Here is a 19,378-nt window from a genome sequence, read left to right on the forward strand (position 1 = left end):
GCAACCCCAGGAGGCCCGCGATGCCGCGTGAACGACTCGACGAGCCCGGCCTCGGCCTCGGTGGGATCGCCTGGCAGCGGGTGTCCGCGAAGCTCGTGTGGACCGAACTCATCACCACGCTCGTGATCGGTGTCGTGCTCACCGCGGGCTGCGTGCTCATCGGGATCGTCACCGACGGCTTCGGTTCCGGGGCCGGCACCGTGTGGCTCTCCATCGGCATCGTGGTCGCGGTCACCACGGCGGTCACCGCCGCGCTCACGCCCCGACGGGTCCGGGCCATCGGCTACGCACTCCGCGACGACGACCTGGTCGTGCGCCGCGGGCTCATGTGGCAGCGGTTCACGGCGGTCCCGTACGGCCGGATGCAGCTCGTCGACGTCGCCCGCGGGCCGCTCGACCGGGCGCTCGGCATGAGCGAGCTGAAGTTCGTCACCGCCGCGGCCGCGACGAACGTCCGGATCCCGGGGGTCCCGGCAGCGGACGCCGACGAGCTGCGCGACCGCCTCGTCGAGCTCGCCGAGTCCCGTCGCGCCGGACTGTAGGGGTCGTCCGTGACCTTCCGACCGGGCACCCCGCCACCCGCTCCGCCCACCCCGCCCACCCGGGGCAACGCGGCCGCCGCGGCACCCCTGACCGACGGCGAGTGGCACCGCCTGCACCCGCTCACCCCGTTGCTCAAGGGCGGGATCTTCCTCATCGTCATCCTCGGCTACGTGCTCAACAGCCTGCGTGACCAGCTCGTCGAGTTCTTCATCCCGGGCGAGCAGCAGGAGGACGGTGACCCGGTCCGGTACGTGTACGAGCACGGCGTCGTCGGCTGGGTCCTGCTCGGCATCGTGGTGCTGCTCGTGGTGCTGATCGGCTTGTTCTACCTGTCCTGGCGCATGCACGAGTTCCGCGTCACCGGCGAGATCGTCGAGGTGCGCTCGGGCGTGCTGTTCCGGAACCACCGCAAGGCCCGGCTCGACCGGATCCAGGGCATCAACATCCAGCGGCCGCTCGTGCCCCGGGTGTTCGGCACCGCCAAGCTCGAGATCGCGCAGGCCGGCAACGACGCCAACGTGCAGCTCGCCTACCTCGGGGCCCGTGCCGCCGACGACCTGCGGCAGCGGATCCTGGTGCTCGCGTCCGGGGCGAAGGACGACGACGGCCACGGCGGTCCGTCGCGGCAGTCGCACGGAGCACTGCAGGACCGCGTCGACGAGATGTTCTCGCCCGAGCTCGACCCGGCAGCCGTGCACGCGACCCGCATCGTCAAGGTGCGCCCCGGTCGTCTCATCGCGTCGATGCTGTTGTCCGGCACGACGCTGTTCCTGCTGCTCGTCATCGCCGGCATGATCGTCAGCGTCGCCCTCACCGGCGAGTTCGCGGTGCTGTTCGGGCTGTTCCCCGCCGTGCTCGGTGCCGGTGGCTACTACGTCCGCAAGTTCTCCCGCTCGCTGCAGTACACGATCGCCGAGACCCGCGACGGCATCCGGATCGGCTTCGGGCTGGTCTCGACGTCGAACGAGACGCTGCCGCCCGGCCGCATCCACGCCGTCAGCGTCGCCCAGCCGCTGCTGTGGCGTCCGTTCGGCTGGTGGGACATCCGCATCAACCGTGCGACGAGCGCCGGCAACGGGGCGTCGAGCAACCAGCAGGTGTCCTCGATCGTCCTGCCCGTGGGCACCACGGCGGACGTCCGCGAGGTCCTCGACATCATCCTTCCCGGGCTCGTCGGTACCGTCGTCGCGGGCCCCGAGGCCTCGCAGGAAGCCCTGCGCGAAGGGGCTGCCGAAGCCGTGGACGTCGTCGACGACAGCCTCACCACCTCGGGCGACCGCGGCGGCTTCGTGCACTCCCCACGTCGCGGCGCCTGGCTCCGTCCGTTCGCGTTCCGGCGCAACGGCTACCGGTTCGTGCAGGGTGCGGTGCTGCTGCGGCTCGGTGCCGTGTGGCGGTCGCTCGTCATCGTGCCGCTGCCCCGGGTGCAGAGCGTCAAGGTCGAGCAGGGTCCCCTCGAGCGTGCCCTGCGGCTCGCAGCCGTCCACGTCCACACCGTGGCCGGTCCGGTCTCGGCCCGCGTCGGCGCGCTCGACGCGCGTGACGCGCAGCGCCTGTGGTCGGAGACGACGCAGCGTGCCGTCGAGGCGGCCGCGGTCGACACGACCCACCGCTGGCGCGAACGGGAGGCCCGTCCCGCGGCCGCCACGCACGCTGCGGCCGACACCGTGCCCGGTTCCGGAGCCCCTGCCGGACCGACGGCGGACCACCGGCCCGGTGCCGTCCCCGCCGGCTGGGGCGACGTCCCCCCGACCGGAGCCGCACGATGAGGGCCGGGCGCCTCGGGGTCGGCATCGTCGGCGCCGGACGGGTCGGACCCGTCCTCGGAGCGGCCCTGGCGAACGCGGAGCACGCCGTCGTCGGGGTGACCGCCGTGTCCGACGAGAGCCGTGACCGCGCCGAGGCCATGCTGCCGGGCGCCCCGGTGCTCGCGACGCCGGACCTGGTCGAGCGGAGCGAACTCGTGCTGCTCGCGGTGCCGGACGACCAGCTCGCCTCGCTCGTGCAGGGGCTGGCGGACGCCGGGATCTGGCAGCCGGGGCAGCTCGTCGTGCACACCAGTCCGGACCACGGCGTCGGCATCCTCGCCCCGGCGATGGCAGCCGGTGCGATCCCGCTGGCGGTCCACCCCGCGATGGCCTTCACGGGCACGAGCGTCGACCTGTCCCGGCTGCGCGACGCGTACTGCGCGGTGACCGCCCCGGCGCCCGTCCTGCCGATCGCGCAGGCGCTCGTGGTCGAGATGGGGGCCGAACCGTTCGTCGTCGCCGAGGGTGACCGGCCCGCCTACGCCGATGCGGTGCGGGCCGCCGTGAGCTTCTCGACCGCGATCGTCGACCAGTCGGCGGGCACCCTGTCCGGCATCGGCGTCGAACACCCGGGTCGTGTCCTCGGTGCACTCGTCCGCTCCGCCGTCGACAACGCGCTGACCGCCGCCGACGGGCAGTCGACGCTCTAGCGGTTCGGGGGCGGGACCGCGGCGCGGGTAGGACGTCGGGCCGGGTGAAAGTCGGGGCCGGGCGCTCGAGTGGTCACGACTCCCCGCTCAGTTCCGCCGAGCGGTCACGACCTGTCGGTTGCGCGCGCTCGAGCCGACGGGTTGTGACCGGTGGGCGTGGTGCGGGCGGGGTGTTGTGACCGCGGTCTCGGCTCCTGTTTCGGCGAGCTCGGCGACTCCGGGTGGTCACGACTCCCCGTTCAGTTCGCCCGAGCGGTCGTGAAGTGTCGGTTGCGCGTGCTCGAGCTGACAGATCGTGACCGGTGGGGGTGGTGCGGGCGGGGTGTTGTGACCGCGGTCTCGGCTCCGGCAGCCTGGCAGCCTGGCAGCCCCGCCGCCCGGCAGCCCGGGGTGGTCGGGACCCACCGCTCAGTTCTGCCGAGGGGGCGGGAACTGTCGGCCGGGCGGGCACGGTTCGGGGGCGGGACCGCGGCGCGGGTAGCATTTCCCCCGACCCCCACGACCATCGGAGCCGCACCCGCATGACCGACGAGACCGTCACCCCCGACACCGCGATCGCCGACGCCGCCGCACTGGCCGAGCAGGAGACCAGCGAGCAGCGACAGGTCCGGCTCGACAAGCGGGCGAAGCTGCTGGAGTCGGGCATCGAGGCGTACCCCGCCGAGCTCCCCATCACCACGACGATCCCGGCGGTGCGCGAGCAGTACGCGCACCTGGAGACCGGCGAGGAGACCCAGGACGTCGTGGGCATCGCGGGTCGTGTGGTGTTCTCGCGCAACACCGGCAAGCTCTGCTTCGCGTCCCTGCAGTCGGGCGACGGCTCGCGCATCCAGGCGATGGTCTCCCTGGCCGAGGTGGGCGACGAGTCCCTCGCCCGCTGGAAGGAGTTCGTCGACCTGGGCGACCACGTGTTCGTGCACGGCCGGGTGATCTCCTCGCGCCGCGGCGAGCTGTCGATCATGGTCGACGATTGGGCGATCGCGGCGAAGGCGATCCTGCCGCTGCCGAACCTGCACAACGAGCTCAACGAGGAGACGCGGGTCCGCCAGCGCTACCTCGACCTCATCGTCCGCGACGAGGCCCGCGCCACCGTGCGTGCCCGCGCAGCCGTGATGGCCTCGCTCCGTCAGACCTTCACTGCTCACGAGTACCTCGAGGTCGAGACCCCGATGCTGCAGACCCAGCACGGCGGCGCCTCGGCCCGACCGTTCGTGACGCACTCGAACGCCTTCGACACCGAGCTGTTCCTGCGCATCGCACCCGAGCTGTTCCTGAAGCGTGCCGTCGTCGGTGGCATCGACCGGGTGTTCGAGATCAACCGCAACTTCCGGAACGAGGGCGCCGACTCGTCGCACTCGCCCGAGTTCGCGATGGTCGAGGCGTACCAGGCGTACGGCAACTACGAGCAGATGGCCGACTTGACGCAGGAGCTCGTGCAGAACGCGACCCGCGCGGTCACCGGTGGTGCGCTCGAGGTCACCCTGCCCGACGGCAGCACCTACGACCTGGGTGGCGAGTGGCCCCGCATCGACATGTACGGCTCGCTGTCCGAGGCCGCGGGGCGCGAGATCACTCCGGAGACCCCGCTGTCCGAGCTGCAGGCGCTCGCCGAGGCCGAGGGCGTCGAGGTCGCCCACGCCACGCACGGCAAGTACGTCGAGGAGCTCTGGGAGCACTTCGTCATCGACTCGCTCGACCGCCCGACGTTCGTGATGAACTTCCCGGTCGACACCTCGCCGCTCACCCGGCAGCACCGCACCCGTCCGGGCGTCGTCGAGAAGTGGGACCTGTACGTCCGCGGCTTCGAGCTCGGCACGGCGTACTCCGAGCTCGTCGACCCGGTCGTGCAGCGGGAGCGGTTCGTCGAGCAGGCGAAGCTCGCGGCCGGCGGTGACCTCGAGGCGATGCGCGTCGACGAGGACTTCCTGCGGGCCCTGGAACACGCGATGCCCCCGTCGGGCGGCATGGGCATGGGGATCGACCGCCTGCTCATGGCCATCACGGGCCTGGGCATCCGCGAGACGATCCTGTTCCCGCTGGTCAAGGGCGCTGGAGCTTAGGGCAGCGCGCCAGCGCTGCGCGACGCCAGCCCCGGACGAGCTTGCGAGTCCGGTCGGAACAGATAGTCGGGGTACGATGCTCGGGTGCCTGAAGGAGTCGTAAGCGGGATCGTCTTCGCCCTGACGCCGACCATCGTCGTCGGCCTGATCTTCTGGTTCGTGATGCGCGCGATCATGCGTGCCGACCGGACCGAGCGTGCCGCGTACGCCAAGGTCGAGGCCGAAGAGCGCGCCCGCTTCGAGCGTGAGCACGGTCGTCCCGCGCCGGCTCCGACGTCAGCCGAGTAGCCGCAGCCGCAGCCGCAGCACCCTGCACCCCGCGCGCTGACCGGCGCGCACGTCCTTTCGCTGACTTCACCCGACGTTCACCGCGCGGTGTGACGCTGTCGCGCATGCCGACCTTCCCGGAACCCGTCGAGGACCTCGACGACCTCGACGTGGAGGACGCCTTCGGGCACCCGGTGTCCGGCACGTCCGGCCTGCCCGACGGTGCCGATCGAACCGACCGCGGAGCCGACGGCGCACCCATCGACGACGAGGGCGACGTCGACGACCTCGACGTCTGAGCGCCGACGGACCGTCACGCACCGTTCACCTCGCCGACGCGTGCCGGGGTGAGCATCGTCCGCATGGCAACCACCGCACATCCCTTCACGGGCCGCAGCCTCGTCGGTGACATCGAGAGCGAGTACGACGAGTTCGACCGAGACGCAGACCTCGAGGTCTCCAAGCGCCGGGACGGGTGGCTCGAACCCTCCTGGTGACCCCCACCCATTCGGTATTCGGGGTACGACGACCAGATCGCACTGATCCGGTCGGACGTACCCCTTTTGCATGTCCGGAGTGCGCAGTCGCCTGGGGTACACGATCGGAAACGCTGGTGAAACACGCCTGCAACGCCGGAAACACGGCGTTATCCGCTTGATCCAGGGCCGATTGGGGGACCAGACTGGCGGTGGGCTGTACCCCGCGGGGGACGCTTTCGATGATGAAGCACGGAGAACCCTGAGAATCGCTCCGAACGATTTGTGGGGTACACCTCCGGGCCGCTTTACTCATCAGCACCCCCCGGCAACGCCCCACGAAGCCATCACCGTCGAACGCAGGGAGAAACACCATGACGATCGCAACGGCTGCACCCAGCACCACCCGCCGCACCGCCACCAAGAAGGCATCGGCATCGAAGACCGCGACCGCCGAGTCCGCCACCACCTCCCTCGACACCGAGGTCGAGGCCGACGAGCAGCTCGCCGGTGTCCGCGGTGCCTCGGTCGACCAGGTCGGCGACTACCTCCGTCACATCGGCCGTCTCTCGCTCCTCACCGCCGAGGAAGAAGCGCAGATCGCACGCCGCATCGAGGTCGGGCTCTTCGCCGAAGAGAAGCTCGCCACCGAGAAGGGTCTCGCGAAGACCCTGCAGCGTGAACTCCGCTGGCTCGTCCGTGACGGTGAGCGCGCCAAGGAGCGCATGATCACCTCGAACCTCCGCCTCGTCGTGAGCATCGCCAAGCGGTACTCGCAGCGTGGACTGCCCTTCATGGACGTCATCCAGGAAGGCAACCTCGGCCTGGTCCGTGCCGTCGAGAAGTTCGACTTCACGCAGGGCTACAAGTTCTCGACCTACGCCACCTGGTGGATCCGCCAGGCCATCTCGCGTGGTCTCGCCGACAAGGCACGCACGATCCGCATCCCGGTGCACACCGTCGAGCTCATCAACAAGATCTCGCGCACCGAGCGTGACCTGACCGTCGACCTCGGCCGTGCGCCGATGCCGGAGGAGGTCGCCGCCGAGCTGAGCATGAGCGTCGAGGAACTCGTCGACCTCAAGGGCCGTTCGCACGAGCCGGTCTCGATCCACACCGTGGTCGGCGACTCCGACGACAGCGAGCTCGGTGACTTCATCGAGGACGAGGACGCCGCGAGCCCGAACGAGCTCACCGAGACGACGCTGCTGCACCGCGACATCCGCTCCATCGTCGCCGAGCTGCCCAGCGACGAGGCGAACGTCATCCGCATGCGCTACGGCCTGGACGACGACAAGCCGATGACCCTCGACGAGATCTCGAAGATCGTGCACACGACCCGCCAGGCCGTCAGCCGGGTGGAGTCGCGCGCCAAGCTGCGTCTGTTCGCCAAAGCGGTCTCGCAGGACATGCAGCTGTACCTGACCGACTAGGTCAGTGGACTTCGGTCGGCACGTTCACCCGTGCCGGTGCGGGGAAACCGGGTCGTTCTGTGGGAAGACGATCCGGTGGGGTGATGGGACGGCCCGCTCGAGCACTGCTCGAGCGGGCCATTCACGTTCCCGGAGTCCGGACCGGGGCCCGGGCCGGGGTCCGGACCGGGGCCCGGACCGGGGCCAGGCCCGGTGCCCGGCCCGGTGCCAGGGCCAGCACCGACGCGGCGTCAGTCGTCGATCTCGCGCCGGAGCTTCTGCCGCAGGTCGCTCGGGATGAGCTCGACCAGCTGGTCTGGCCGCACCGGCAGGTCGAGCAGGCTGAGCTTCACGCGTCCGGTGCGCCCGTGCCGCTCGGCGTCCAGGCGCACCACGCTGCCGGCGTCCTTGCGGAGCCGCATGTCGATCTGCGCCCCGGTGGCCACCTCGCCGACCACGAGCCCGTCGACCTCGAGCGCTGCGCTCCTGGTGCCCTCGGCGATGTCGAACCGGTAGCGCTCCCGCGCGGCGAGCACCACGGAGCGGTCGATCCCGGCCATCGGCGCGACCGGCGTCACCACGGAGCCGGACAGCGCGGGGGAGAGCACCGGCCCACCGGCGGCGTAGTTGTACGCGGTGGAGCCGGCGGGTGTCGCGGCCACGATGGCGTCGGCCCGGTAGTACCCGTACCCGAGGCCCCCGACGCTGAGGTCGGCCGAGACCTGCCCGGCACCGGGCCGCCGCACGATGGTCAGGTCGTTGAATGCCAGGTAGTCGGTGCGGGCGCCGCCCCAGGACAACCGTGCCTCGAGCGCGTGGTGCGGCTCGAGCTGGTACTCGCCGGCTGACAGCCGTTCCAGTGCGCTCTCGAGCTCGGGCGGCTCGATCTCGACCAGGAACCCGACGTTGCCGTAGTTCACGCCGAGGACGGGCACCGGGCGCTTCGCCACGAGCCGCATCGCGCCGAGCATGGTGCCGTCGCCGCCGAGGGCCACGACCAGGTCGACGCGGTCGGTGAAGTCGTCGTCGTCGACCACGTCGACCCCACCGCCGATGCGCTGGGCGTCCGCGCGTCGGGCGAGCAGCTCGCCCTGGCCGGACGCGTTCCAGCGCTGCAGGGTCGTCACGGACTCCTGCACGTTCTTGGTCGGGTGGACGACGAGGCCGACGACGGGCTGCTCCATGAGCGGATCGTACCGAGCCGACCTCCGATGCGGGCTGGTCGTTCGCCGGGGTATGCGATATTCTGAATACATGCAGACCGCTCAACTCTCCGTCGCCCTCCCTTCCGTCCGGCACGGCCGCGAGATCGTGCTGCTCGCCGACCTCGAATCCCACGAGTCCGGCTTCGGCTTCGTCGACGCCGAACACCTGCTGCTGGCGGCCGTCACGCTCTGCGCCGGCATGCCCCGCTTCCGGCCCGTCCTCGACGCCCACCGGATCACACCCGACGCCGTCCGCTCCGGCATCCGCGCCTTCGTCGGGGCACACAGCACCTGCCCCGGCGAACACGACCGCGTCGCGTGCACGCCGGCTGCGATGCGCGTGCTCGCCCGGGCCGCGACGATCGCCGGCCGTTCGGAGCGCATCCGACCGCCGCACGTCGTCCTCGCCGTGCTCGACTCGGTCGACGATCCGCTCGCCGGGTCCGGGCACGACGTCCTCGACGCCCTGGGCGTCGACGCGCGCCGCTTCCGACGCGACCTGCGTCGCGCGGTGCGGCGCTCCTGACCCGGCGCGACCGACAAGCGGACTGGAGGCCCGTGGCGATCCCGCCACGGGCCTATCCCACCGGCACGGCCGACCCGCCGCTGGCGCGTCGGTCCGGTACCGGCGGCGGGGCCCAGCCCGTCTCGTCGTTCGCTCACTGCGCACAAGACGCACCCTGGTCACGCCCACGGCGAACAGGGGCAGCCCCCGGGGGGAGCGCTGGTTACTCTCGAAGTACTTGGCCGGACTCACACGAGACCGGCACAGCGTCGGCTCCGCTCATCAGGGGCCAAGGGAGAGCACATGTTCGAGAGATTCACCGACCGGGCCCGTCGTGTTGTCGTCCTCGCTCAAGAAGAAGCGAAGATGCTCAACCACAACTACATCGGCACCGAGCACATCCTCCTCGGCCTCATCCACGAGGGCGAGGGCGTCGCCGCCAAGGCGCTGGAGTCGCTGGGCATCTCGCTCGACGCCGTGCGCGAGCAGGTCCAGGACATCATCGGGCAGGGCCAGCAGCAGCCGACCGGGCACATCCCGTTCACGCCGCGCGCCAAGAAGGTGCTCGAGCTGTCCCTGCGCGAGGCGCTGCAGCTCGGCCACAACTACATCGGCACGGAGCACATCCTGCTCGGCCTGATCCGCGAGGGCGAGGGTGTCGCAGCCCAGGTCCTCGTGAAGCTCGGCGCGGACCTGAACCGGGTGCGCCAGCAGGTCATCCAGCTCCTGTCCGGCTACCAGGGCAAGGAAGCGGTCGCCGTCGGCGGCGAGCAGCAGCAGAACGCGCAGCAGGGTTCGCAGGTCCTCGACCAGTTCGGTCGGAACCTCACCCAGGCCGCGCGTGACGGCAAGCTCGACCCCGTCATCGGGCGCGAGAAGGAGATGGAGCGGGTCATGCAGATCCTCTCCCGCCGCTCCAAGAACAACCCCGTCCTGATCGGTGAGCCCGGCGTCGGCAAGACCGCCGTCGTCGAGGGCCTCGCCCAGGCGATCGTCAAGGGCGACGTGCCCGAGACGCTGAAGGACAAGCAGCTCTACTCGCTCGACCTCGGGTCGCTCATCGCCGGGTCCCGCTACCGCGGTGACTTCGAGGAGCGCCTGAAGAAGGTCACGAAGGAGATCCGCACCCGCGGTGACATCATCGTCTTCATCGACGAGATCCACACGCTCGTCGGTGCCGGTGCAGCCGAGGGCGCGATCGACGCGGCCTCGATCCTCAAGCCGCTCCTCGCCCGCGGTGAGCTCCAGACCATCGGTGCCACCACGCTCGACGAGTACCGCAAGCACTTCGAGAAGGACGCCGCACTCGAGCGTCGCTTCCAGCCGGTGCAGGTCAACGAGCCGTCGCTGCCCCACGCGATCAACATCCTCAAGGGTCTCCGCGACAAGTACGAGGCGTTCCACAAGGTGTCCATCACCGACGGCGCGATCGTCGCCGCGGCGAACCTGGCGGACCGCTACGTGCAGGACCGCTTCCTGCCGGACAAGGCCATCGACCTGATCGACGAGGCCGGCGCTCGCCTGCGTCTGTCGATCCTGTCGGCGCCGCCGGAGCTCCGCGAGTTCGACGAGAAGATCTCGACGGTCCGCGGGTCGAAGGAAGCCGCCATCGAGGAGCAGGACTTCGAGAAGGCCGCGAGCCTGCGTGACGAGGAGAAGAAGCTCCTCGGCGAGCGTCTCCGCCTCGAGAAGCAGTGGCGTGCGGGTGACGTCGCCGCGTCCGGCACCGTCGACGAGGGCATCATCGCCGAGGTCCTGGCCCAGGCCACGGGCATCCCGGTGTTCAAGCTCACCGAAGAGGAGACCTCGCGTCTCGTCTTCATGGAGAAGGCACTGCACGAGCGCGTCATCGGTCAGGAAGAGGCCATCTCGGCCCTGTCCAAGACCATCCGCCGTACCCGTGCCGGCCTGAAGGACCCGAACCGTCCCTCCGGCTCGTTCATCTTCGCCGGCCCCACGGGCGTCGGGAAGACCGAGCTCGCCAAGGCCCTCGCCGAGTTCCTGTTCGACGACGAGGGTGCGCTGATCTCCCTCGACATGTCGGAGTTCGGTGAGAAGCACACCGTGTCCCGCCTGTTCGGTGCCCCTCCCGGGTTCGTCGGGTTCGAGGAGGGCGGCCAGCTCACCGAGAAGGTGCGCCGCAAGCCGTTCTCCGTGGTCCTGTTCGACGAGATCGAGAAGGCCCACCCGGACATCTTCAACTCGCTGCTGCAGGTGCTCGAGGAAGGCCGTCTCACCGACGGTCAGGGCCGCGTGGTCGACTTCAAGAACACCGTCATCATCATGACCACGAACCTCGGTTCGCAGGGCATCGCCGGTGGCCCGGTGGGCTTCCAGGTCGAGGGTGACTCGGCCGTCGGCTACGACCGCATGCGCGGCAAGGTCAACGAGGAGCTGAAGAAGCACTTCAAGCCCGAGTTCCTGAACCGTGTCGACGACACGATCGTGTTCCCGCAGCTGTCGCAGCCCGAGCTGCTGCAGATCGTGGACCTGTTCGTGAAGCGTCTGGCGGACCGCCTGCTCGACCGCGACATGACCGTCGAGCTCACGCTGCCGGCCAAGGAGCAGCTCATCAAGGTCGGGTTCGACCCGTCCCTGGGTGCTCGGCCGCTGCGTCGCGCGATGCAGCACGAGGTCGAGGACCAGCTGTCCGAGCACATCCTGCAGGGTGAGCTCAACGCCGGCGACCACGTGAAGGTCGACTTCGTCGACGGTGCGTTCCACTTCGAGACCGGGCGTCAGCCGGGCCGCGAAGAGGTCCTCGCCGGTGCAGCCGCGGTCGAGGCCGCGACCGACACGCCCCAGGGCGAGATCGAGTCCTAGGGCCTGACACCCCACGGACAGGAGGCTCGGTGCCAGCTGGCACCGGGCCTCCTGTCCGTTCTCGGGTCGCGTTCAGATCCCGCAACGCCGATCTGCGCGTCCTTCCGGCCACGGACCCCCGTCCGGGGGTACTGTGATGACAACGCGCGAGACGTTCCCCCCAACTCCTCGCGCGTCGCGCTCGATCGGTTCCCCCCAACGGATCGAGTCGCAGCCGGCCCCGGTCTGTTCGCAGACCGGGGCCGTTGCACGTCCGGGGGTGGTGCCGGTCGGCGGTGTGGGCGGGTGCCCGCCGCGTCAGGCGGCGTCGGGCAGCTGTGCGGCGAAGTCGCGGACGGCGCGCTCCCAGCGCTCCGGGTCCTCGTTCCACTCGAGCGTGTGCGGCGCCGTGCGGAACGTGACCGTGGTGGCGCCCTGCCGCGCGGCGACGTCGTCGGCCGCGACCAGGGCGTCGGCGTCGGAGTGGATCAGCAGCGTCGGCGTCGACGAGTCCTGCCAGGTGGTCGTCGTCACGGGGGTCGGAGCCCCGGCGAGCCGTGACAGCACGTTCGTGGTCGCGATGCGCGCGGCGACCGTGCCGACGAACGCGGGCAGGTGGGCGCCGCGGACGGCCCCGCGGAGTGCCGAGGCGACGTCGAGCAGGGGTGAGACGGCCACGATTGCGTCGACGTCGACGCGTGCGGCGGCGACGGAGCAGGCGAGCGCGCCGGCGGACCAGCCCTGGAGCACGACGCGCTGGGCGCCACGGGCTCGGGCGGCGCGGACGGCGGCGACGATGCGGTCTGCTGCACCGGCGTCGAGGGAGCGGAGCGGCAGGTCGGTGGTGTCGACGACCTCGGACGAGGCGCCGAGCGAACGCCAGACCCCGACACCGCGCAGGACCTGGCGCGGGCCGAGGGACTGCCCGTGCACGTGGACCACGTGGGTCGTGGCGCCCTCGGGCTCGGTGCCGGGCACGTCGTCCGGTCCGTCGTACCGCAGGGCGTCCCAGGCCCACGCACCGGTCGCCACGGGGACGGTGACGCTGCGGCGGACGGTGTCGCCGTCGCTGCCGGCCCCGCTCGCGGTGACGATCGCGCCGACCTGCACCCGGGTGTCGTCGCGCTGCAGGTCGTAGGTGCCCGGCAGGCGGGTGTCGCGGGTGGCGGTCAGCTCGACCTCGGTGTCCGTGGCGCTGCGGACCGTGGCGGTCGCCGTGTACGGCGTCGGGAACAGCAACCGCCGTGCGACGAAAGCGCCGAGTCCGAGCGTGCCGACCGCTCCTGCCGCGGTGCCGAGTGCCGTGATGCGTGCGCCGGTCATGTGATCTCCCTGAGTCGTGCCGTGGTGAGCGTCGCAGCGGCCGGAACGTCCTGCCCGGCCTCGCGCGCGCGGTCTTCGATCTCGACGGACAGTCGGTGCTGCCGACTCCGCCACTGGCGACGCTGCCACACGATCGTGAAGTAGAGCCCGGTGTTGCCCGATGCCGTCTCGAGCCGCCGGAGTTCCGGTTCGAGCACGCGGAACCGGCGCCGGGCGGCCCGCCAGTCGCGGAACTCCCGTGCGGCGTCGGGCAGGACGCCGCCGGCCGCGCCGATGGCGAGCAGGACCATCGAGCCGAGGAACACCGGGGTGTAGAGCTTCGACAGGACCCCGACCGCACCGTCCGCACCGGCGACGTGCACGGCGTCGAGGGCGATCGCGATGCCGGCGAGGAGCACGAGGCCGGCGGCACCGACCACGAAGAGCCAGTACAGGCGGCCGAGCCCGTCACCGCTCCGGAACCCGCGCAGCACGGCGACGGCCGACCGGGCGATGACGATGGCGATGTAGGTCATCTCCACCGCCGAGTACAGCGCGGTCGGCAGCTGGTCACCGTAGGCCACCATGAACTGCGCCGTGGGCGTCGGTGCGTCGATGAGGCTGAACAGTACGACGAGGGCGACGAGCACGAGCACGCAGCCGATGATGCGGCTGGCGCGCAGGAGCTTGGCGGAGCGCGCGGCGGCTTCGACCGACTGCGCGAGGGCGAACATGCCGCACACCATCAGGCAGCGGCCGATCAGGTCGGCGATGTTGGGCACGTGCGTCACACCGGCGAGGAACGTCGTGACGTCGGGCTGGTTGATCGTGAGTCCGACGGCGACGCAGCTGCAGCAGACCATCAGCCAGGTGACGCTGGCCGACTGGGTGCGCACCAGGAGCAGCCGGGCGACCAGCACCGCCAGGATCAGCCAGACCGGGATCGACCCCCAGACGTGCAGCGTCACCGCGTCACCGGAAGATCCCGGGCTGGCCCTCGGGGTCGAGCAGCCCGATCCGCAGCGCGAGCTGGTCGGCGACGAGTTCGACGGCCTGCTCGTGCGGGGTGTCGAGCGAGCGGGTGAACGCCGTCCGGCCGCTGAGCAGCCCCGTGTACGCCTGGTGGTCGCAGCCGGTGTCGTCCATGAACACGTGGGCGAGCTCGTGCAGCACGCACGCCACCCGGGAGCGCTCGGACAGCCCGGGGCGGGTCTCGAGCAGGGCGTGGTCGGTGCGCTGGATGAGCCGCGCGGACAGGTCGCCCGGCAGCTCCGTGGTGCGCACGTGGATCGGTTTGCCGAGCGCCGCCTCGGCGCGGGAGGTCAGCTCCGGCAGGGACAGCCGACGGGGGAGCCCGAGGCGCTGCACGCGGCGTCGGGCCTCGGTCTGCCGACGCAGGGCGTCGAAGCGGTCGCGGTACCCGCTCACGGGGTGCCGCCCGATTCGTCCAGGCGACGCAGGTGGTCGGTGAAGTCGCGGATCTCGTCCGCCGAGGCGAACTCGCCCAGACGCCGGGTCGCGAACGCGACGACCTCGCGCTTGCGGAGTTCGAGCACGAGCTCCAGCTGCGCCTGCACCCGCTCCGGCACGTCCGTGTTGCCGGCCGCGTCGGTCAGGTACTCCGCCGGGACGCCGAAGTAGGTCGCCAGGGCCGCCAGGAGTCGTTGGTCGCGGACGGCCGGACCGTTGCCGCCGAGCATGTAGCCCCAGCGCGGTCGACTCATCGACGCACCCTGCGCCTCGATCTCGGCGGCGATCTCCTTGTACGGGGGTCGCTGGCCCGAGTTGGCCTCGACGACGTCCATCAGGAGCTGCAGTTTGCGCGACAGTTCCCGACGGTGTGCGTCGTCGTCGTTGTACTCGATCACGTGTCCCCACTCTCACATCTGTCTCAGACATGATAAAACTGATCCAGCGCGTCGGCCGGTGTCACCACTCTGCCAGGCTCGCGCTCGCTCGTCAGGTCGGCATTTCGATGGGGGGATGCCGAACGGGGGACGAACGAACGGGAGGCGCGGTGCCAGCTGGCACCGCGCCTCCCGTCCGTCGTGTGGTGCGGACTACGCCTGCACGTCGCCGCGCCAGCCCGGCTGGGTCGGTGCGTTCTCGACGCGCTCCTTGTAGTTCTGCAGGTCCTTCTTGACAGCGTGGCCGCCGACGCCCACGACCGAGCCGAGCTTCTCGAGGATGCCGGAGGGCTCCCAATCGATCTGCACGGTGACGCGGGTCTCGGAGTCCGAGAGCTTGTGGAAGGTGACGACACCGGCGTGGTCGGTCTCGCCGTCCTTCACGGTCCACGCGACACGCTCGTCGGGGTGCTGCTCCGTGATGAGGGCCCGGAACTCGCGCTCCTGGCCGGCGATCTTCACGGTCCAGTCGGTGGTCTTGTCGTCCACCTGGACGATCTTCTCGACCTCGTCGAGGAAGTGCGGGAACTCCTCGAAACGGGTCCACTGGTCGTAGGCCTGGCGGACGGGGACGTTGACGTCGACGGTTTCGATGATCTGAGGCATGCACCGGACGGTAGGCCGATCGACCTGGGCGGCACTCAGCAGGGCTGTCCCCCTGCGACCCCGGTAGTGTGAGGCGGATGACAGAGCACGGCAAGCACGCGTTCCACGAGCGCGACGACCACGGGATCCTCGTGCGTCCCGCGCTCGCCTCGGACGTCCCCCACATCCAGCGGCTCATCGCCCCCTACGTCGACCGGCGCATCCTGCTCGGCAAGGAGAACGTCGCCCTGTACGGCTCGATCCAGCAGTTCCGGATCGCCGAAGGGCCCGACGGCACTCCCATCGGGTGCGGCGCGCTCGCCGTCTTCTGGGACGACATCGCCGAGGTGCGCACGCTCGCCCTCGACGAGCAGTGGATCCACAAGCGCGTCGGGCACCGGATGCTCGAAGCGCTCGAGCACGACGCACGCGAACTCGGCGTCGCCAGGATCTTCTGCCTGACCTTCGAGGTCGACTTCTTCGCGAAGCACGGCTACCTGGAGATCGGCGAGAGCGTCGTCTCACCGGACGTCTACGCCGAACTGGTCCGCTCGTCGGACGAAGGGGTCGCCGAGTTCCTCGACCTCGCACGGGTCAAGCCGAACACCCTCGGCAACACCCGCATGCTGAAGAACCTCTGACGCTTTCTCGTGCCGCCCGGCGGGGTGGCCGTGTGCGGCACGCGCCGTTGTCTACCCTGTGCGCATGTCGTCGTTGCGTCACCCCGTCGGGCCCGAGAAGCCGGTCGTCTACTGGCGCCGCCGGGCGCTCGTGCTCGGGGCGCTGCTGGTCGTCGTCCTGGTGGTGGTGCTCATCGTCGTCGGGCGGGGGAGCGGGGCCACGTCGGCGGCGCCGAGTGCGTCGGCCTCTGCTGGTGCCTCTGCTGCTGCCGGGTCTGCTGCCGGTGCGTCGTCGGACGGTTCTGGGTCCGGTTCCGGGTCCTCGCGGTCCGCTGCGCCGAAGCCGTCGGCTTCCGCCTCGGCTTCTGCGTCGAAGTCCGCTGCTGCCGACGGGTCGACCTGCACGAAGGACCAGATCGTCCTGACCCCGGTGCTCGACAAGTCGGCCTACGGCCCCACCGAGGACCCGAAGATCGCGATGTCGATCAAGAACTCCGGCACGAACTCCTGCCACCTGGACCTCGGATCGGCGCAGCAGGTGCTGACCATCAGCTCGGGCCAGGAGCAGTACTGGTCGTCGAAGGACTGCCAGACCGGCGGCACGAACCAGGACGTCACGATCAAGTCCGGTCAGACGCTCACGACCCCGGCGATCGCCTGGGACCGCACCCGCTCGTCCACGTCGACGTGCGACTCGTCACGGCCGGCGGTCACCGCTGGAGGCGCGAGCTACCACCTGCAGGTCGCCGTCGGGAACCTCGAGTCGAAGAGCTCGGTGCAGTTCATCCTGCAGTAGGCGGCGCCGGCGGCGGCGGGTTCGCGGTTCGCGGTTCGCGGTACGCGGTTCCGATCCGTTCCGCACAACCGAAGTGCATTCGCGCCAGGCGCTCGCGTGGTTCGGCGTGGCTTTGGTTGTGCGAGATGCCGAGCAGGGCGCCGGGAACAGCAACAGGCCCCGTCGTCCGAAGACGACGGGGCCTGTTCAAGCTGATGTGATCAGCCGAGGACGGTGATGTTCTCCGCCTGCGGGCCCTTGCGGCCCTCGGTGATGTCGAACTCCACCTTCTGGTTCTCCTCGAGCGACTTGTAGCCGTTGCCAGCAATCGCAGAGAAGTGCGCGAAGACGTCAGCGCTGCCGTCGTCCGGGGCGATGAAGCCGAAGCCCTTTTCGTTGTTGAACCACTTGACGGTACCGGTAGATGCCATGATGGCGTTTCCTTAGCTTTCTTGCTTCCGCCAAGGTGCAGATGCACCGACGGAGACCCCGACGTACGTCGACGGGGGTAATGCGCCACGCGGGCAGGTGCCGGCGGGACGGGTTCGGGGCCAGGCCTGTCGGCCAGTGACCCTGGGGCCCGGGTTGAGGGGCAAACCACCTCGCCCGGACGTTGAGCGCCGCCGAAGCGGTTCCATCAGGCTAGCGTGCTCTGGGCCGACTGGCTACCCGTGCGTCACGGAACGACGAAAATCTGGTGGAATTGAGCTGATGGCAGACAAGGAACAGCGCTTCCGGAGCGAACAGCTCGAGGAAGCCCTCGCGAAGCAGGACGTCGCTGCGGTGGCGTTCGCGCTCCGCCACGACATCGTGATCGTCCCCCGACTCGTCACCGGCAAGAAGGACATGCAGGTGCGGGTGTTCGGCCGAGAGGGGTCGGACAAGCGCATCCTGCTGCTGTTCTCGTCGGCGGACGCCTACACGGCGATGGTGCCGGACGAGAAGATCCGGCAGGTCATGGTCTACGACGGGCCGCGGCTCGAGGAGTTCCTGGCCGCCCACCTCGACATGCTCGAGGGCGTGTTCTTCGACATCGCCGGCCCGCACACCATGCAGGCCGCGCCGGCGGACCTGCTGGCCGCTTTGCGCGCGTAGCGCCTCAGAACGCGCGGTCGAGCTCGCGTTCGCGCGGCGACTGCGTCATCGAGAACGCCACACGCAGGGCTTCGCGCAGGTGCCCGGAGTCCGAGCCGAGCACCGTCGTGAACCCGAGGCGGGTGGCCTCGTTCACACGCTGCTTCGTGCCCGTGGCCGGACGGATCTCGCCGGCGAGGCTGATCTCGCCGACGGCCGCGAGCGTGTGCGGGTACGGACGGTCTCGTGCGGCGCTCGCGAGGGCCAGCGCGATGGCCAGGTCGGCACCGGGCTCCGTGAGCTTCATGCCGCCGACCGTGGACACGTAGACGTCGGCGTCGGACAGCTTGAGGCCGGCGCGGCGTTCGAGCACCGCGAGCAGCATCGCCACGCGCGAGGCATCGACACCGTTCACGACCCGGCGTGGCTGCGGCGCCGAGCTCGGGACGATGAGGGCCTGCACCTCGACCGGCAGCGCGCGACGCCCCTCGAGTGCGACGGTGACGCAGGTGCCGGACACCGGGGTGGCGTTCTTCGACATGAAGAGGCCGCTCGGGTCGGGGACCTCGTGGATGCCGTCGCCACCCATGTCGAAGCACCCGACCTCGTCGGTGGGGCCGAAGCGGTTCTTGAGCGCCCGGACGAAGCGCAGCGCGGTCTGCCGGTCGCCCTCGAAGTGGCAGACGACGTCGACCAGGTGCTCCAGGAGCCGCGGGCCGGCGATCGTGCCGTCCTTCGTGACGTGGCCGACGATGAGGACGGGCAGGGCGCGGTCCTTCGCGATGCGGATCAGGGTCGAGGCGACCTCGCGCACCTGGGACGTGCCACCCGCGATGCCGTCGATCGAGCTCGACGAGATGGTCTGCACGGAGTCGGCAATCAGCAGGTCGGGCTGGACCTGGTCGATCTGGCCGATGATGACGCCGAGGTCGACCTCGCTCGCCAGGTACAGGTCGTCGTGCATCGCCCCGGTGCGTTCGGCACGGAGTCGGACCTGGTCGACGGACTCTTCGGCGCTGACGTAGAGGACGCGCTTGCCCGAGGCTGCGGCTCGGGAGGCGACCTCGAGCAGCAGGGTCGACTTGCCGACGCCGGGCTCGCCGCTCAGCAGGACCGCGGCACCCGGCACCACGCCGCCGCCGAGGACGCGGTCGAACTCGCCGATGCCGGTCTGCCAGCGCTGCACGGAGGTGCCGCGGGCTTCGGTGATCGGTCGCGCGACCCGGGCGCCGGTGACGGCGACCGCTGACGTACCCCGGGTGCTCGCTGACGCCGCAGAGCTGTCCTCGACGGTGCCCCAGGTCTGGCACTCACCGCACCGGCCGACCCACTTGATGCTGGTCCAGCCGCACTCGGTGCAACGGTAGAGGGACTGCGGGCGCGCCAT

At 70.4% G+C, this 19,378-nt stretch carries 21 protein-coding genes; 13 read left to right on the forward strand and 8 right to left on the reverse strand.

Annotation, left to right across the window (positions count from 1 at the left end; all coding sequences use genetic code 11):
* Positions 1-20: 20 nt before the first annotated feature.
* From FFG40_RS03815 to FFG40_RS03840, 8 genes are all read left to right on the forward strand, one after another.
* The gene (locus FFG40_RS03815) at positions 21-542 is read left to right on the forward strand and encodes a PH domain-containing protein (RefSeq protein ID WP_138802301.1); all 522 of its coding nucleotides are present in this window, start codon (positions 21-23) and stop codon (positions 540-542) included.
* A gap of 9 nt (positions 543-551) precedes the next feature.
* The gene (locus FFG40_RS03820; protein ID WP_138802302.1) at positions 552-2,312 is read left to right on the forward strand and encodes a PH domain-containing protein; all 1,761 of its coding nucleotides are present in this window, start codon (positions 552-554) and stop codon (positions 2,310-2,312) included.
* Entirely contained in the window at positions 2,309-3,001 is a 693-nt protein-coding gene (locus FFG40_RS03825) for a Rossmann-like and DUF2520 domain-containing protein (RefSeq protein WP_260678782.1), read from the forward strand. Before FFG40_RS03820 ends, FFG40_RS03825 begins: the two co-directional genes overlap by 4 nt.
* Positions 3,002-3,522: 521 nt before the next feature.
* Complete coding sequence (gene lysS / locus FFG40_RS03830) at positions 3,523-5,061, forward strand: lysine--tRNA ligase (RefSeq protein WP_111057558.1); 1,539 nt, start codon at positions 3,523-3,525, stop codon at positions 5,059-5,061.
* A gap of 84 nt (positions 5,062-5,145) precedes the next feature.
* Positions 5,146-5,349 (forward strand): hypothetical protein, encoded by a 204-nt coding sequence (locus FFG40_RS03835; RefSeq protein ID WP_071245264.1) that lies wholly within the window; start codon positions 5,146-5,148, stop codon positions 5,347-5,349.
* A 104-nt stretch (positions 5,350-5,453) separates the two neighbouring features.
* Positions 5,454-5,627 carry a hypothetical protein gene (locus tag FFG40_RS16990; RefSeq protein ID WP_185974074.1) on the forward strand — a complete coding sequence of 58 codons (174 nt, stop codon included), beginning with the start codon at positions 5,454-5,456 and terminating at the stop codon, positions 5,625-5,627.
* A gap of 63 nt (positions 5,628-5,690) precedes the next feature.
* Positions 5,691-5,825, forward strand: a complete 135-nt coding sequence (locus tag FFG40_RS17260) for a hypothetical protein (RefSeq protein ID WP_258320880.1) — start codon at positions 5,691-5,693, stop codon at positions 5,823-5,825.
* Between the two features lie 353 nt (positions 5,826-6,178).
* A complete protein-coding gene (locus FFG40_RS03840; RefSeq protein ID WP_035809350.1) occupies positions 6,179-7,237 on the forward strand; it encodes a sigma-70 family RNA polymerase sigma factor in 1,059 nt (352 codons plus the stop codon).
* A 230-nt stretch (positions 7,238-7,467) separates the two neighbouring features.
* On the opposite strand, the gene FFG40_RS03845 is transcribed toward FFG40_RS03840, so the two are convergent.
* Positions 7,468-8,400: an NAD(+)/NADH kinase gene (locus FFG40_RS03845; protein WP_027467066.1), complete on the reverse strand. Its 933-nt coding sequence runs from the start codon at positions 8,398-8,400 to the stop codon at positions 7,468-7,470.
* 70 nt (positions 8,401-8,470) lie between these two features.
* Here FFG40_RS03845 and FFG40_RS03850 point away from each other — a divergent pair, with 70 nt between their 5' ends.
* Both FFG40_RS03850 and FFG40_RS03855 read left to right on the forward strand, forming a co-directional pair.
* Positions 8,471-8,947, forward strand: coding sequence for a Clp protease N-terminal domain-containing protein (locus FFG40_RS03850; RefSeq protein WP_027467067.1), 477 nt, complete (start codon positions 8,471-8,473; stop codon positions 8,945-8,947).
* Between the two features lie 282 nt (positions 8,948-9,229).
* Positions 9,230-11,749, forward strand: coding sequence for an ATP-dependent Clp protease ATP-binding subunit (locus FFG40_RS03855; RefSeq protein WP_027467068.1), 2,520 nt, complete (start codon positions 9,230-9,232; stop codon positions 11,747-11,749).
* A 297-nt stretch (positions 11,750-12,046) separates the two neighbouring features.
* Here FFG40_RS03855 and FFG40_RS03860 read toward each other — a convergent pair whose 3' ends face one another.
* The 5 genes from FFG40_RS03860 to FFG40_RS03880 form a co-directional block, all read right to left on the reverse strand.
* A complete protein-coding gene (locus FFG40_RS03860) occupies positions 12,047-13,051 on the reverse strand; it encodes a hypothetical protein (RefSeq protein ID WP_138802304.1) in 1,005 nt (334 codons plus the stop codon).
* Positions 13,048-13,998, reverse strand: coding sequence for a hypothetical protein (locus tag FFG40_RS03865; RefSeq protein WP_111234390.1), 951 nt, complete (start codon positions 13,996-13,998; stop codon positions 13,048-13,050). Before FFG40_RS03865 ends, FFG40_RS03860 begins: the two co-directional genes overlap by 4 nt.
* Positions 13,999-14,002: 4 nt before the next feature.
* Positions 14,003-14,458 (reverse strand): hypothetical protein, encoded by a 456-nt coding sequence (locus FFG40_RS03870; RefSeq protein WP_027467071.1) that lies wholly within the window; start codon positions 14,456-14,458, stop codon positions 14,003-14,005.
* On the reverse strand, positions 14,455-14,898 hold the full coding sequence (locus tag FFG40_RS03875; protein ID WP_035809351.1) for a hypothetical protein: 444 nt from the start codon (positions 14,896-14,898) through the stop codon (positions 14,455-14,457). Before FFG40_RS03875 ends, FFG40_RS03870 begins: the two co-directional genes overlap by 4 nt.
* Positions 14,899-15,090: 192 nt before the next feature.
* Positions 15,091-15,543 carry an SRPBCC family protein gene (locus FFG40_RS03880; protein WP_138802305.1) on the reverse strand — a complete coding sequence of 151 codons (453 nt, stop codon included), beginning with the start codon at positions 15,541-15,543 and terminating at the stop codon, positions 15,091-15,093.
* Positions 15,544-15,620: 77 nt separating this feature from the next.
* On the opposite strand from FFG40_RS03880, the gene FFG40_RS03885 reads away from it, so the two are divergent.
* On the forward strand, positions 15,621-16,163 hold the full coding sequence (locus FFG40_RS03885; RefSeq protein ID WP_071245253.1) for an amino-acid N-acetyltransferase: 543 nt from the start codon (positions 15,621-15,623) through the stop codon (positions 16,161-16,163).
* Between the two features lie 64 nt (positions 16,164-16,227).
* Positions 16,228-16,938, forward strand: a complete 711-nt coding sequence (locus FFG40_RS03890) for a hypothetical protein (RefSeq protein ID WP_138802306.1) — start codon at positions 16,228-16,230, stop codon at positions 16,936-16,938.
* Positions 16,939-17,138: 200 nt separating this feature from the next.
* Here FFG40_RS03890 and FFG40_RS03895 read toward each other — a convergent pair whose 3' ends face one another.
* Entirely contained in the window at positions 17,139-17,348 is a 210-nt protein-coding gene (locus FFG40_RS03895; protein ID WP_017887662.1) for a cold-shock protein, read from the reverse strand.
* 280 nt (positions 17,349-17,628) lie between these two features.
* Here FFG40_RS03895 and FFG40_RS03900 point away from each other — a divergent pair, with 280 nt between their 5' ends.
* On the forward strand, positions 17,629-18,012 hold the full coding sequence (locus FFG40_RS03900; protein ID WP_017887661.1) for an SseB family protein: 384 nt from the start codon (positions 17,629-17,631) through the stop codon (positions 18,010-18,012).
* Between the two features lie 4 nt (positions 18,013-18,016).
* On the opposite strand, the gene radA is transcribed toward FFG40_RS03900, so the two are convergent.
* Positions 18,017-19,378: a DNA repair protein RadA gene (radA, locus tag FFG40_RS03905; protein ID WP_185974075.1), complete on the reverse strand. Its 1,362-nt coding sequence runs from the start codon at positions 19,376-19,378 to the stop codon at positions 18,017-18,019.

The sequence above is a fragment of the Curtobacterium sp. KBS0715 genome, from assembly GCF_005938005.2.
Taxonomy (GTDB): Bacteria; Actinomycetota; Actinomycetes; order Actinomycetales; family Microbacteriaceae; genus Curtobacterium; species Curtobacterium flaccumfaciens.